This window comes from Microcystis protocystis FBCC-A270 (assembly GCF_050500235.1).
Taxonomy (GTDB): domain Bacteria; phylum Cyanobacteriota; class Cyanobacteriia; order Cyanobacteriales; family Microcystaceae; genus Microcystis; species Microcystis ichthyoblabe_A.
The window spans coordinates 885073-898260 of record NZ_CP191407.1; the positions used below are offsets into that span (position 1 = coordinate 885073).

12 protein-coding genes, 2 tRNA genes and 2 pseudogenes are annotated in these 13188 nt (G+C 43.3%); 10 read left to right on the top strand and 6 right to left on the bottom strand.

Annotated elements, in window-relative coordinates; all coding sequences use genetic code 11:
• Positions 1-26: 26 nt before the first annotated feature.
• A complete protein-coding gene (locus ACQY1X_RS04245) occupies positions 27-911 on the bottom strand; it encodes an all3515 family Zur-repressed PEP-CTERM protein (protein WP_287232655.1) in 885 nt (294 codons plus the stop codon).
• Between the two features lie 310 nt (positions 912-1221).
• Between ACQY1X_RS04245 and ACQY1X_RS04250 the strand changes: the two genes are divergently transcribed.
• The 3 genes from ACQY1X_RS04250 to plsY all read left to right on the top strand — a co-directional run bounded on the left by ACQY1X_RS04250 (position 1222) and on the right by plsY (position 3777).
• Positions 1222-2247: an ABC transporter ATP-binding protein gene (locus ACQY1X_RS04250; protein ID WP_272104228.1), complete on the top strand. Its 1026-nt coding sequence runs from the start codon at positions 1222-1224 to the stop codon at positions 2245-2247.
• Between the two features lie 82 nt (positions 2248-2329).
• Positions 2330-3025, top strand: coding sequence for a 3-oxoacyl-ACP reductase FabG (gene fabG, locus ACQY1X_RS04255; protein WP_430015428.1), 696 nt, complete (start codon positions 2330-2332; stop codon positions 3023-3025).
• 68 nt (positions 3026-3093) lie between these two features.
• Complete coding sequence (gene plsY, locus ACQY1X_RS04260; RefSeq protein WP_002736324.1) at positions 3094-3777, top strand: glycerol-3-phosphate 1-O-acyltransferase PlsY; 684 nt, start codon at positions 3094-3096, stop codon at positions 3775-3777.
• 452 nt (positions 3778-4229) lie between these two features.
• On the opposite strand, the gene ACQY1X_RS04265 is transcribed toward plsY, so the two are convergent.
• Complete coding sequence (locus ACQY1X_RS04265; protein WP_430015429.1) at positions 4230-5735, bottom strand: hypothetical protein; 1506 nt, start codon at positions 5733-5735, stop codon at positions 4230-4232.
• A gap of 127 nt (positions 5736-5862) precedes the next feature.
• Here ACQY1X_RS04265 and ACQY1X_RS04270 point away from each other — a divergent pair.
• A tRNA-Glu gene (locus ACQY1X_RS04270) sits at positions 5863-5935 on the top strand.
• A gap of 18 nt (positions 5936-5953) precedes the next feature.
• Here the strand turns inward: ACQY1X_RS04270 and ACQY1X_RS04275 are convergent.
• Positions 5954-7303 (bottom strand): sensor histidine kinase, encoded by a 1350-nt coding sequence (locus tag ACQY1X_RS04275; RefSeq protein ID WP_430014051.1) that lies wholly within the window; start codon positions 7301-7303, stop codon positions 5954-5956.
• A gap of 320 nt (positions 7304-7623) precedes the next feature.
• On the opposite strand from ACQY1X_RS04275, the gene ACQY1X_RS04280 reads away from it, so the two are divergent.
• From ACQY1X_RS04280 to ACQY1X_RS04295, 4 genes are all read left to right on the top strand, one after another.
• Positions 7624-8097: an EVE domain-containing protein gene (locus tag ACQY1X_RS04280; protein ID WP_430014052.1), complete on the top strand. Its 474-nt coding sequence runs from the start codon at positions 7624-7626 to the stop codon at positions 8095-8097.
• A 3-nt stretch (positions 8098-8100) separates the two neighbouring features.
• The gene (locus ACQY1X_RS04285; RefSeq protein WP_002736027.1) at positions 8101-8955 is read left to right on the top strand and encodes a prohibitin family protein; all 855 of its coding nucleotides are present in this window, start codon (positions 8101-8103) and stop codon (positions 8953-8955) included.
• Between the two features lie 174 nt (positions 8956-9129).
• A complete protein-coding gene (locus ACQY1X_RS04290) occupies positions 9130-9321 on the top strand; it encodes a transposase (protein WP_223210997.1) in 192 nt (63 codons plus the stop codon).
• A 229-nt stretch (positions 9322-9550) separates the two neighbouring features.
• Positions 9551-9622 (top strand) — tRNA-Gly (locus tag ACQY1X_RS04295).
• A gap of 206 nt (positions 9623-9828) precedes the next feature.
• Here the strand turns inward: ACQY1X_RS04295 and ACQY1X_RS04300 are convergent.
• Both ACQY1X_RS04300 and ACQY1X_RS04305 read right to left on the bottom strand, forming a co-directional pair.
• Positions 9829-10416 (bottom strand): annotated as a pseudogene (locus ACQY1X_RS04300) (IS200/IS605 family accessory protein TnpB-related protein); the annotation flags it as partial.
• 230 nt (positions 10417-10646) lie between these two features.
• Positions 10647-10814: pseudogene (locus ACQY1X_RS04305) on the bottom strand (enediyne biosynthesis protein UnbU); the annotation flags it as partial.
• Here ACQY1X_RS04305 and ACQY1X_RS04310 point away from each other — a divergent pair.
• The gene (locus ACQY1X_RS04310) at positions 10813-11457 is read left to right on the top strand and encodes a Uma2 family endonuclease (RefSeq protein ID WP_130756845.1); all 645 of its coding nucleotides are present in this window, start codon (positions 10813-10815) and stop codon (positions 11455-11457) included. The pseudogene ACQY1X_RS04305 and the gene ACQY1X_RS04310 overlap by 2 nt on opposite strands.
• A gap of 505 nt (positions 11458-11962) precedes the next feature.
• Positions 11963-12655 carry a pirin family protein gene (locus tag ACQY1X_RS04315; protein ID WP_002737203.1) on the top strand — a complete coding sequence of 231 codons (693 nt, stop codon included), beginning with the start codon at positions 11963-11965 and terminating at the stop codon, positions 12653-12655.
• Positions 12656-12715: 60 nt separating this feature from the next.
• On the opposite strand, the gene ACQY1X_RS04320 is transcribed toward ACQY1X_RS04315, so the two are convergent.
• Positions 12716-12958, bottom strand: coding sequence for a hypothetical protein (locus ACQY1X_RS04320; protein WP_002737723.1), 243 nt, complete (start codon positions 12956-12958; stop codon positions 12716-12718).
• Positions 12959-13188: the final 230 nt, after the last annotated feature.

The window sequence follows — 13188 nt, forward strand, 5'->3', positions numbered from 1 at the left end:
TTTGCTCTCTCCAAAACCGATTGGTTTTAGTTTTTACTCCTCGATCGAGTTAATACAATTGACCCGAACAGTATTAAGGCGATCAGAGTTGATGGTTCGGGAACTGTTTGAAAATCTAGGTTGAAAATTCCTGACTCTCCCCAAGAAAAGCTAAGATCTACCAGCTTAAAACTGGCTGAATATTTTCCAGGTCGAGAGGCAAGAAACTTCGGTAAAAAGGAGAAGTTATCACCAGTACCGATCGCATAGATATCGCCAGCATTAGCTAAAATTGTCTGTCCTAAAGAGTTAGCTACTGTTAATCCATCACTAATCTCTAACAGTTGTAAGGATAGGTTGGCATTACCTAAAGACCGATTCCACCGTCCCCCAGAACTGTTAAAAAGAGCTTGTTCTCCCAAGTCAGAGGAATTATTAATAGTTGCCACTGATTGCATCAGTAGATTGCTATATTCCTCCCCAGTGGCAGCACTAACAAAACTATTCTGAAAAATTCCTTTTCCCGCAATTAAGGAGAGAGGAGGCAATCCTGTAGAAGTCTCAGGAATGCGATTATTGCTGTTAGTAGGATTAACTACTGGATTACTAGACGGTCCGGAATAACTGTAAGTGCCGATACCGTGAAAATGAGGGGTTCCCTCTCGGTGAGCAACCAGAAGAGTTAACCGGTTATAGTTAGGATTGGCTAATCCCTCATAGATGCCCCGAGTTAAGGTGATTTGATTATCCACCCCGATATAAAATTCGGGCAAACTCTGACCAATGGCAGGCTCTTCAGCCTTAGCCACAGTTACCAGGGCGAAAGAAAGCGATAAAATGAAGCTAACGGCGATAAATGGAGATGTAGGGCTTTTTTTGCGGATTTTATTCGCATCACAAACTAATCCTACCCTAGAGACCTGTAGAACCATGATTTCTCTTATTAATTAGAATGATAATCATTATCAATTTAGCGAAAAACCCTTGTTCCGATTCACTTTTGCCAAAAAAGTTAATTTAAGTTAACGTGAACAATGCTGTCGGAATAAGTTGCCCGGGCCAACAGGCAACGGTGGAACAGCAGCAGGTTCTCTGGGAATGAGGCCAAATCCCGTCAAAGTTTATCTTGATCGGAAAAGATCAACAAGGCTGTGTTAGGTTTTGCAGTGGGGAATCTGGGTTAAAATAGACCGAGAAAGTTAACAAAAAAATTGTCTCGCTCAAGTGGGCGAAAATCAGCTTATGACCCTTGCGGTGGCGATCGAAAACTTAAAAAAATCCTACGGTCAGACAGCAGCGGTTAAAGATATCTCCTTTACCGTGGCAGCGGCAGAAATCTTCGGTTTACTCGGTCCCAATGGTGCGGGGAAAACCACCACGATTCGCTGTCTTTGTACCCTTGCTAAACCCGATGGCGGCAAAATCGAGGTGGGGGGTGTCGATGCCCTGAATAACCCCAAATCCGCCCGTAAACGCCTGGGTTACGTTGCCCAAGAAGTCGCCCTCGATAAAATGCTCACCGGCCGGGAACTGTTGCAACTACAAGCGGCTCTCTATCACATTCCCGCTCAAAAGTCAAGAGATCGAATTAAAGAATTAATAAATCTTTTAGGATTAGAGGAATACGCGGACAAAAAAACGGGGACCTATTCCGGCGGCATCAAAAAACGGCTGGATTTAGCGGCGGGATTACTGCATCAGCCGGAGGTTTTGGTGCTGGATGAACCGACTGTGGGACTCGATATCGAAAGTCGTTTGATTGTCTGGGATTTTCTGCGACAATTGCGGGCGGCCGGAACCAGTGTATTAATTACCAGCCATTATCTCGAAGAAATTGACGCCTTGGCCGATAACTTGGCAATTATCGACAATGGTATCGTCATCGCTCGCGGTACCCCCTCACAACTGAAGGAGCAACTGGGTGGCGATCGCATTACCCTGAAAGTGCGAGAATTTTCCCCAGAGGAAGAAGCTTTCCAAGCGAAAGAATTATTATCCCGTCTGCCTTTTGTCGAAGAAGTAATCGTTAATACCGCCCAGGGTAACTCCCTGAATCTCATCGTCACGGCCAATAGCAATCCTTTAAGCAAAATTGAACAAACCCTAGCCGAATCGGGATTACCCGTGTTTAGCATGGCCCAATCCCGTCCTAGTCTCGATGATGTCTATCTAGCGGCCACCGGACGCACCCTGATGGATGCGGAAATTGCCGCCGCCAGCAGTCGCGACCTGAAGGCGGAGAAAAAACAAGCGATGAAGGAATCCTAGACCGGCGAGAAAGGCAGTAATATTGCCCAATTACCGGGTTAAATCATCTATAATTGGAGCGATCGACTATCTATCCATCAATATGAAAGATAAACGGGTATTGCTGACCGGCGGTACGGGGGGACTGGGTTTAGGAGTCACTCCGGCGGTTTTACACCATGGCGGTCATCTAACCATGACCTATCGGGAGGAAAGGGAGGTAGGTCGTCTGAAATCTCGGCTGAGTGCGGCGGAATTTGAGCGTATTCGCTTTGTCAGGGTGGATTTAACCCAAGAAACTGCCGTGGCTAGATTAATTGATGATCTCGGTCGGGTCGATGTTTTAATTCATCTAGTCGGGGGTTTTACCATGGGGGCGACGGAGGAGTTTAGCTATGAAGATTGGCTAAAAATGTTTGATTTAAACCTCCATAGCACTTTTTTACTGTGTAAACACTGTTTACGCTCGATGAAACTTCATAATTATCGTCGTATCGTCACTATCGGTTCTCGTGGTGCCGTACAACCGGGGGCAAATTTGGCCGCCTATTGTGCCTCGAAAGCGGCGGTAGTGGCTTTAACCCAAGCGATCGCAGAAGAAACCAAACAGACTAATATTACCGCTAACGTGGTTTTACCAAGTGTTATCGATACTCCGAGCAACCGGGAAGCGATGGGAGAGGCAAAGGCCAAGGACTGGGTAAGTCCCCAATCTCTAGCCGAGGTGATCTGTTTTCTAGCGGGGGAAGGGGCGAAAGACTTGCGCGGGGCGGCAATTCCCGTCTATGGTTCCCTGTGAGTGTTTTTTGTCTTCGGGCTGATACACTGATGACGGCGCTCGCTCTTGCTAAAAATTGGGTTTAATTTATGCTTATTCCGATTCTTATCAGTGTTACTATCTTACTTTTATCCTATCTGCTCGGTTCAATTCCCACGGGTTATTTAATCGGTAAATACAGCAAAGGTATCGATATTCGTGACTATGGTTCCGGTTCCACCGGGGCCACCAATGTGTTGAGAACTCTGGGAAAAACTGCCGGGGCGACGGTGTTATTAATTGATATGTTAAAAGGAATGGCGGCGGTAGCCCTGGCACGAGGACTATATTTTATTGATGTCAATCTTCTCCCAGAAAGTTGGTATTACTGGTTAATTATCGGGGCAGCATTGGGGGCAATCATCGGTCATAGTAAATCGATTTTCTTGAATTTTAGTGGTGGTAAATCCGTCGCCACCAGTTTAGGGGTTTTATTAGTGATGAATCCCCTAGTGGCTTGCGGAACTTTGGCGAGTTTTTTAGTTATTCTGGCACTTTTCCGGATTGTTTCTTTAGGTTCGATTATTGGGGCGCTGGTGGTCAATATTTTAATGATTGTTTTGGGTCAACCTCTCCCCTATATTTTATTTAGTTTGATGGGGGGAATCTATGTGATTGTTCGTCATCAGGGTAATATTAAAAGATTGTTGGCAGGCACAGAACCGAAAATAGGTCAGAAAGTACAGCCATCATCGGAATTAGGTTACAGCGTTTCTTCTACAGATGAAGTGTAACCTAATTTCCTATCGTCTCTAGACGACTGGCTCATGTTTCCCGTTCCCTAAAACCAGAGACTTCCTAACTCACCCTTAAGATAACTGGTACTAAATCCATTGAGTATAGGCTACATATCAGGACAGGCAATAGGCAATAGAAGCAATAAATAATTCTTTAAATAACCGGATTTAGCATCACCCTTAATTATTGTTTTCCTAAGCCTAGTTTTCTGGTTACTTTAAAGTTGGTTTCGGTGTTTGATAGGGTTTGGGACTAATCGAAGGGACTATCAAAAGCAATAAAACGGTGGTGCATTCCCATACGATAATATCGGTCAGTTGAGTGCCTTTTTTAACTAGCCATCTCTGCCGCTAGTTTAGAAAATTGGTATAAGTCCCTAAAGATAGTCTCAAGTTTCTCACAACAGAAAGACTACCCGATCAACTATACCCAAAATCGCTCGATCGATTTAGCGTTTGCGTTTGAGTAATTTAGAAATGCGTCGATCATACCGCAACCAACGCCAAATTTTAATAACCAATTCCTCTACCCATAAAATGATCGCATCTAATCCCTCTAAAATCCGTTCTAAGGGGTGTTTAACGTAGCCGACGGGGGTTGATTCGGTTTCTAACCATTCCTCGTTAATTGGTTGAATTATCTCCTTAGCATAGCGGGGATCTAATTGGGTGGCGGGGGGAGATTCTCTGGCAGTAATTTCAGCGGCGGCCGGGGGGATTTTTTGTAAAGATTTATTTTGTTTTTCTTGACTAAAAGCTTTTTTTGTGATATTAGGCTCGGCTGTGGTGACTGGGGACTGGGGAAGGGGATAAGCGGGATTAAGGCGGGGTTTTTCGGAGTCTTGGGGAGAAATAGCCAATATATCGGCGGATTCTAGCCAAGGTTGCTCGCTGACGGCGGAAAATGTCAGGGATTGGCGAGAGGCAAAGAAGTGATCGATCGCCGCTTGGATGAGTTTGCCGATCGTGAAGGGATCCGCTTGGGTTTGTTTTTCTAGCCAATCCTGGAGACGTTGCTTGAAGGTGATCAGCAGAGAATTAGGAAGACTTAGGGGATATTTTGCCGATAAAGCGGGGGAATCAGCACTATATTCTAAATTATTCTTCTCTTTTGCCCAGAAATGCTCGATCGCCGCATAAATTAACCAATAAAGTCGCCAGAGATAGGAGGAATTTTTCTCCAGATTCGGGGACTGGTTAACGAGATCGGAAGGTAGGTTAGAGGTGTGGCTAACACTGCTGGGGATTGCGGGGGAGATAGCGAGAAATTTAGCCTCGAAAATTGCTAATTTTTCGTCAATAACCTGTAAAATCGCTTGGGAATTTAAATTAGGCAGTGGTAAGGAGGGTGGTGTCGGGGTTTTGACGAGATGGGATTCTTGGAAGAGATTTATCGCGATCGCTATTTTTCCCTGTTGTTCCCAGCGTAGTAGGTTCCAAAACCAACGGATCGGAGGCAAGACAGGATTTTTATCGGTAAAATTTGGTAATAAAGGCGGATATTGACGATTTAATCGCTTAATTTTCCGTTTTTCGAGGGCGTAGTTAGCCAGTGCCGTCCTAATTTGTTTTTCTATTTGTCTTTGGGTTTGATTATCGGTGATTTTAACAGTCTGGTGATCGTTAGTGACGAAAACTAAAGCTTGATCCTCTAGATCGGCTGCTATGCCAATAAATGGCGTTTCTTGGTCGGATAAGCTCTGGAGAAATTCCGCGATCGCATCCGTCCCATCCTTGCCGGGGGGTGATAATTGTTTCTGGAGACTGTTCCCCAATTGATTAGCCGTCATCCGCAGGGATTGTATCAGTAAATAGACGGGATAGAGGGCTATTTGCAGGGCAATAGCGATCGCACTTTGACCGCGACGGGAAACGCGGCCGAGGTTATCTTTCAGACGGATCAAGCGACGGTTGATCAGGTTGAACAGTCGGCTTTTATAGGGATCGGCAGCCATGGATTTTGGGCGATAACATCTTCATTTAGACTATCCTATTGTGCAAGGGCGGGATAAAAAAATTTTTTGCTAAAACCCTTGACTCTAGGAAAGATTATTGTTATATTTAAAAAGGTCTGAAATCCAAGCCCCCATCGTCTAGTGGCCTAGGACACCTCCCTTTCACGGAGGCGACAGGGATTCGAATTCCCTTGGGGGTATAAAAAAAGTCAGAGGTGTTAAGCTTCTGACTTCTCGGTTTTTTTCTCCCGTTGATGGCTTTTCGGTAGGGTGACGGTGAAAATTGTTCCTCGATCGATCTGACTTTCGACGCTAATTTGTCCATGATGACTGAGGGTAATCGCTAAAGCGATCGCTAATCCTAATCCTGTTCCCCCGGAAGTGGCGGAATTTTGCCGTGCGGGATCGAGACGATAAAAGCGATTGAAAATATGGGACAAAGCAGCCTCGGGAATCCCGATTCCGTTATCTTTGACGCGCACCAGTAACACCGATTGTCGATCGCGTTTACTTTTCTCCAATTCCACTGCCACATTTTTAGGCTCAGATTCGGGCAAAAAAGCGTGTTTTAGGGCATTAGAAATTAAATTTGTGAATAAACGGGCCAATTGATCCCAATCTCCCTCCATAGTAAACATTTCATCGCTGTAGGAAAAATCCTCTTGGTCCGGTTCCACAATCGACAAAGAGAGGCAAATTCCCTGCTTATCGGCGATTAAACGCTGTTCTTCCACCACTTCCATCAATAAAGCATCCAAAGGTACAGCTTGCTCGATCGGTTGGACGATGCCACTATCAGAACGGGCTAAAAAAAGCAGATCATTGACTAAATTGCCCAATCTTTCCGTTAAACGCTCGATCACCCGCAAGCGTTGATCGCCAGTTTGGGGATAAGCGATCGCCATTTGCACGTTAGTTTGGATAGTGGCGATCGGATTGCGTAATTCATGGGAAGCATCGGCGGTAAATTGTTTTAAACTCTGATAGGACTCTTTTACCGGTTGAATGGCTAAACCGGACAAAAACCAACCAATCCCGGCGACACTGGCAATCATCAGGCAAATTCCGACGATTAAATCCAATAATAGCTGTCTAATTGGTTTTGTCACCTCAAACCAAGGATGACTTACCCGCAGATATCCCAAAACATAATGATCGATTTCCACCCTTTCGGTTATTTGTCGCAGCAGACGATCATCGGATAAGCGAATAGTTTCCCCCTGACGGTGGGGATGGAGGGGAATATCTAAGGATTCGGGCAGAGTTGACCAAACTAGATTACCTTGGGGATCGAACCATTCCAAATCTATATGATCGTCCTCCACGGATTTACCCTGACTGGGAAAACTTGCGAGGGGATCGACGCGATAACGTCCTTGGTTCGGGGGAATCGATTCGATCACGAGGGAACGATTTACCACCTCAATGATGTGTTTAAGGGTATCATCAATGCGATCCACTAGGGTATGCCGCACATAAAAATACATTCCCGTAGCGAGAAAAAGCAGTAGTATGGCAGTGACAACAGTGTACCATAAGGCTAAACGGCGGCGAGTGGCTTGGAACACCGATAATCTATTTATTGGCTAGAGATTTTTAGGGCAATGTATCTTATTTTACAGCTTATTTGAGCGATTTAATAGTGGAGAATAAATTATTTTTAGCCATAGGGAAAAACTGACGGTTGCCAAGAATAGCTAGACTTGAACGCTCATAGTCCTTAAAAATTGCCGCTAACAAAAGTATTTTTAGATACATTCTTCTCAATAATTGTTTGAGTAGAACTACAAAAGCAGCCAAAGTGAATTATATTTAACCCTATGGCAACAAGGCTGATAGGAACGGCTAAAAATATTTTTGAGCTTATTTGAATTAATAACAACTATAAATGATGAATTTAAATTACTGGTTAATGAAATCGGAACCCCATGTCTATAGTATCGGGGATTTTAAAAAAGATGGTCAAACTATTTGGGAGGGAGTGCGAAATTATCAGGCCCGCAATTTTCTCCGTCAGATGAAGCGGGGAGATTTAGCCTTTTTTTATCATTCTAATACGACCCCGCCGGGGATTGTCGGCTTGATGCGCGTAGTGGAAACCGATATGATCGATCCCACACAATTCGATCGCGATAGTCCCTACTATGATCCCAAATCCTCTCCAGATTCCCCACGCTGGTGGACGGTTAAAGTTGAGTTTGATCGCCTTTTTCCCCAAATGCTGCCCCTGGGAATTTTAAAACAAAATTTTACCGCCGATGAATTATTATTAGTAAGGACAGGAAATCGTCTGTCAGTGATGCCTGTCAATCAAGTGATCGCCACAAAAATTCTCGCTTTAGTCCCTCGTCAAGGAGTATAAACTATGAACCAAAAAGATGCTATTAATTTACTTTCCCTGATCGGGGGATTATTAGCTGCTATTGTCATTTTAGCGGCCTTTAATGCCTATGTGATTATCACCCCCGGACAAGCGGGGGTTTTAAGTGTTTTAGGAAAGGCTAAGGACGGGGTTTTATTGGAGGGATTGCACTTTAAACCTCCCTTTGTCTCTAGTGTCGATATCTACGATCTTACGGTGCAAAAATTTGAAGTTCCCGCCCAAAGTTCCACTAAAGATTTACAGGATTTATCTGCTAGTTTTGCGATTAATTTTCGTCTCGATCCGACGCAGGTAGTGGCGATTAGAAGAACCCAAGGCACGCTGCAAAATATTGTCGCTAAAATTATCGCCCCTCAAACCCAAGAATCCTTTAAAATTGCCGCCGCTAAAAGAACCGTAGAGGAAGCAATTACTCGACGCAGTGAGTTAAAAGAAGACTTTGATAATGCCCTATCGACTCGGTTAGAAAAGTATGGTATTCTAGTTTTAGATACCAGTGTGGTAGATTTGAATTTTTCTCCGGAATTTGCCCGGGCTGTCGAAGATAAACAAATCGCAGAACAACGCGCCCAAAGAGCCGTTTATATCACCCAAGAAGCGGAACAACAGGCCCAAGCAGAAGTTAATCGCGCTAAAGGGAAAGCTGAGGCACAAAGACTATTAGCAGAAACTTTAAAAGAACAGGGAGGAGGATTGGTTTTACAGAAAGAAGCGATCGAAGCTTGGCGCGAAGGTGGAGCGCAAATGCCCCGGGTTTTAGTCATGGATGGATCGGGAAAAAATAGCGTACCATTTTTATTTAATTATAGTGATTCTTTGTCAGAAAATACCCCCTAAATTCCTGTCCAAGCTCAGAGGCATTTTAAAAGAAACCTTGCCAACTTCTCAAAATTACCCGGTGATATTATCGACAAATGGCATTGAAAACAATCTCTAGCTCCTTGACTATTTGAGGATGAATAAATTGATGATAGTTCCCTGAATGTGATTAAACCGAGGCGCAGTGAATCGGTGCAATCTAAACAGAGAAAAGAACAGAATCAAGGGAAGATCCCTAGAAATAGTTTTCGGACTTTATTGGGGGACTTAGAGACGATTTACCTGAATATGGTAGAATGTGCGATTAGAGAGGGAAGTTATCGTTTTTCTAAGATAACTCGACCGACTTCTCCGCAACAGAAGGCGTTGATTGGTACCCAGTAACGGAGCATCAGAAATTGTCTTAACCCCTCCTACAGCAGAGGTTATGGTCTTTTGTCAAAGGGGAAGTCGAGTCTTCTGGTGGGACGGTGAATATTCTTGATCATCCGGGGGCGAGTCTATCGGGAAGCTTTACAGTTTAGCGTTTCTGGACAAACCGGCGCGATGATGAAAAACAGCCTAGAGCAGTTGCTCTCGTCGGGGGGTCAATGCTATGATTAGGAATAGTTTTGCGGGTATAGTTCAGTGGTAGAACGTCACCTTCCCAAGGTGAATGTCGCGCGTTCGAGTCGCGTTACCCGCTTCTGACGACAATTGTTACGACAACTAATTAGGGTTTGCTGAAAAAGTTTAGATCTTCTCGACTTTTTGTGATAATTTTTGCCTATGGAATCGTGAAATGTTTACTGGGAAAGACTTTTAGGACTATTTTGTTAAAGTAACTATAGTTAGTAAAAGTATAGTCAAATATAGACAGACTGAATTCCATTTCAGAAATTCCCTTCACTTTTACTTCGAGAGATTAATTCTCCTTGGGTGAACTACGCACCTCTCTATCCCATAGCGGTTAAACGCATTTGGGAATGCTTTTCGCAAAATGTTGTAGGAACCCATGACATCAGATTGAACCAGAATCCCCTTATCTGTACGATATAACCCTCGCGAAATTCAGTTTCCTGAAAACACTGGCTTTTCAGTTGTTTGTCCATACACTGGTAGCAGCTCTAAATTCAAAAAATTAGCAACGGAGGTATAGGATTCTTCTTGAATAATCACAGAGATTCCTACTAATTGACATTTATAACTAATCATCTCAATTAATCGAGCATGAGGAATGGTCACAAATTTTTGATTGTTGACTTTTCCTAAGTTCAATTCTTGTTTCCAACCGTCATTTTTCCCAATTACTAAAGTTGTTATCTCTTGGTCAACTAAGAGATTGACTAAATAACGACTAGCCTGATGAAGATAATCATCTACTTTCTGATTACGACAGCGAGTTAAACGGCGAATCCTCTGGGAACTTTGAAGATTGCCTTTTAACAGAGATTGTAACTTAGCCCGACGTTGGTTATAAAATTGATTCAGGCTTTTTAACTGACAGGGGGACAAGCGAGCTAGAAAACTTGCTAACAAAGGCTTCTGGCTTCTCTCACTAGAAATAGATCTAGCGATTCTAGGCAAAAAGCTAACGAAAGAACTAGGGATAGGAGCGAGCTTACTAGGAATTATTATTAATAAGTGAGAGATGGTGCGGCAAACTTTTTCGAGCTAAAACCATGAAAAGCTTACGATATATGGATTTCAGCCTTCTTGTCCCCCTGTCAGGCCGAAGATTGTTCAAATCCAAGGCCGGTATGACCTAAAATATTGAGAAAGGTAATCGCTATGGCAAAGCGTCGTAATCCTGCTAAACGATTAGGTTGATAGGAAACAGTAGAACGTTCTACTGAAGAGCTAAAATAGGGAAGGTTAAATAATTGAGTGGTTGTCATGGTTATTGTTGAAGATGAGTTAAAGAAAATTATCTTTCCCAAAAGTGATTTACTGAGTGATGAATCCCCTATGGAAACAGAGTTACATCTGCGTCAATTGATGCTTTTGATCCAATCACTAGAGTTATTATGGAAAGACCGCCAAGATTTCTATGCTTTTGGTAATCTGACTATTTATTACAGTCCCAATCAACGTAAATCAGAATATTTTAGGGGTCCTGATTTTTTTGTGGTTTTGGGAGTAGCAAGAAAACCGCGTAAAAGTTGGTTAGTGTGGGAAGAAGATGGCAAATATCCCCATGTCATCATCGATATTTTGTCTGATTCAACGGCAGAAACCGATCGAGGTCTCAAGAAAGAAATTTATCAGGAAACTTTCCGGACTCCTAACTATTTCTGGTTTGATCCCACCAGTTTAGAATTTAAGGGGTTTCAGTTGATGGCAGGAAAATACGAAGAAATTGCAGCGAATGAACAGGGTTGGTTATGGAGTCAACAGTTAGAATTATTTTTAGGGGTTCATGACAGCCAATTACGCTTTTTTACCCCTGAAGGTAAACTCGTTCCCACCCCGGAAGAAGTAGCGGAAAAGATGGCTCAAAAATTACAAGATTTAGGGATAGATTGGCGAGATTTGGTTTAAGTTTGACCTGAAATCTTGATCAAGCAAGCTGAACTGCAACTTATGAAGTAACCTGCCCAAATGCTATAGTTAGAGTTTTTTACCGCAATCATAAGCTGTTGACTATCTAAATAACTCTTTAAGACTGCCAGGGAGAGGGGGAAAGGAAGCAGGGAGAAGAAATTTGAGCATTTGTACTAAATCATTCAATACGCAATTTAATGCAGTACAGCTTAAACAAAAATCGAGCTATATTTGCCAATTCTCGAGATGATACTAAATCCGTTGCGTATAGCCTACTTATGAGAACAGGCAAAAGGGGTAATAAATAATCAGTCTTTAATAACCAGATTTAGTATGATTTGCTCTGCTCTAAGAAGTAACTACATTCTTCCTAAGCTCCCAATAGGAGGCTTTTGGTGCTAAAAAAGCAGCTAAAGTAACTATCTGAATTTTAAGTGCCTACTGCTCATTTTTGGCAAGATTTCATATACTAGGAATATAGAGATAAAAAAGAGGAAAACTGATGATTACTATACGCCAAGCGGAGGAAAGAGGCCACGCTAACTATGGTTGGTTGGATACCTATCATACTTTTTCTTTTGCCCAATATTATGATCCCCAACAGATTAATTTTAGGAGTCTCAGAGTTATTAATGAGGATAAAGTGATTGGGGGAAAAGGATTTCACACCCACGGACACCAGAATATGGAGATTTTAACCTATGTTTTGGCGGGAGAACTAGAACACCAAGACAGTCTCGGCACTGGTTCCGTGATTCGACACGGTGAAATTCAACGGATGAGCGCAGGAACGGGGATAAAACACAGTGAATTTAATCATTCTGCCACTAATCCCCTCCATCTTCTGCAAATTTGGATTATTCCCGACCAAAAAAATCTAGAACCCAGTTATGAACAAAAAGCGATCGAATTTTCTCCCCATACCCTACAATTAATCGCCTCTCCCACCGGTGCCGGTAACGCGGTTAAAGTCGATCAAGACGTTAATCTCTACGCAGGAATTCTGCCCCTAGGCCAGTCCCTGACTCATTCCTTAGCTTCCGGTCGTTATGGCTGGTTACAAGTGGCTAGAGGGCAAATAACCCTAAATGGCGTGCATTTACGAGCGGGGGATGGAGCGGCAATTAGCGAGGAAACTTCTTTGGCTATTCAATCTCTAGAAGACTCGGAAATTTTGCTTTTTGACCTAGGGTAGTGGGGTTGAGTGTTAGAAACCCTAGGGGCGAAGTTTTGCCGTCAATTCCCCGGCCGACTTTCAGCCATCAATACTGTCCACCACGCTGAGAAAATCGTTATGGATTAGCTCGGCGATAAAATTCTCTGGATCGGTGATAGGAACAGTAACGCCTTGGCTGGCCACCATCTGTGCAGCCATCCGAGTCATGAATTCCTGTCTTGTTTCCGTCATTCTCCCCTGACATTGTTGTAATTTTTCCACCAATTCCAGTGGGGAATCGGCCACCAGTTTATCTCCCTCGCGGGTGACATAAATTGTCATCTTTCCTACCTCCTAAATGATTGGGAACGAGAATTCGGCACTACTAAACCACTTCTGGAGTGGCTGATTTGAGATATGAATCTTCTTTTCTAGTATTTTTAAAACCTAGAGCCAAACTAACTTTTGCACGGGAACCTGCACAGTTGGCATTCATACCTTGATTCAGCAACGCCGATTTTTCATGGAGTAGTCTCCTTGTCGTCAGCTTGAAATTGAGGGGGGTTAGTACC

Coding starts and splice junctions, on each gene's coding strand:
- fabG (WP_430015428.1), top strand. CDS start 2,330: ATGAAAGATAAACGGGTATTGCTGACCGGCGGTACGGGGGGACTGGGT.
- ACQY1X_RS04285 (WP_002736027.1), top strand. CDS start 8,101: ATGAACCAAAAAGATGCTATTAATTTACTTTCCCTGATCGGGGGATTA.
- plsY (WP_002736324.1), top strand. CDS start 3,094: ATGCTTATTCCGATTCTTATCAGTGTTACTATCTTACTTTTATCCTAT.
- ACQY1X_RS04265 (WP_430015429.1), bottom strand. CDS start 5,735: ATGGCTGCCGATCCCTATAAAAGCCGACTGTTCAACCTGATCAACCGT.
- ACQY1X_RS04245 (WP_287232655.1), bottom strand. CDS start 911: ATGGTTCTACAGGTCTCTAGGGTAGGATTAGTTTGTGATGCGAATAAA.
- ACQY1X_RS04310 (WP_130756845.1), top strand. CDS start 10,813: ATGGTTATTGTTGAAGATGAGTTAAAGAAAATTATCTTTCCCAAAAGT.
- ACQY1X_RS04320 (WP_002737723.1), bottom strand. CDS start 12,958: ATGACAATTTATGTCACCCGCGAGGGAGATAAACTGGTGGCCGATTCC.
- ACQY1X_RS04280 (WP_430014052.1), top strand. CDS start 7,624: ATGATGAATTTAAATTACTGGTTAATGAAATCGGAACCCCATGTCTAT.
- ACQY1X_RS04250 (WP_272104228.1), top strand. CDS start 1,222: ATGACCCTTGCGGTGGCGATCGAAAACTTAAAAAAATCCTACGGTCAG.
- ACQY1X_RS04315 (WP_002737203.1), top strand. CDS start 11,963: ATGATTACTATACGCCAAGCGGAGGAAAGAGGCCACGCTAACTATGGT.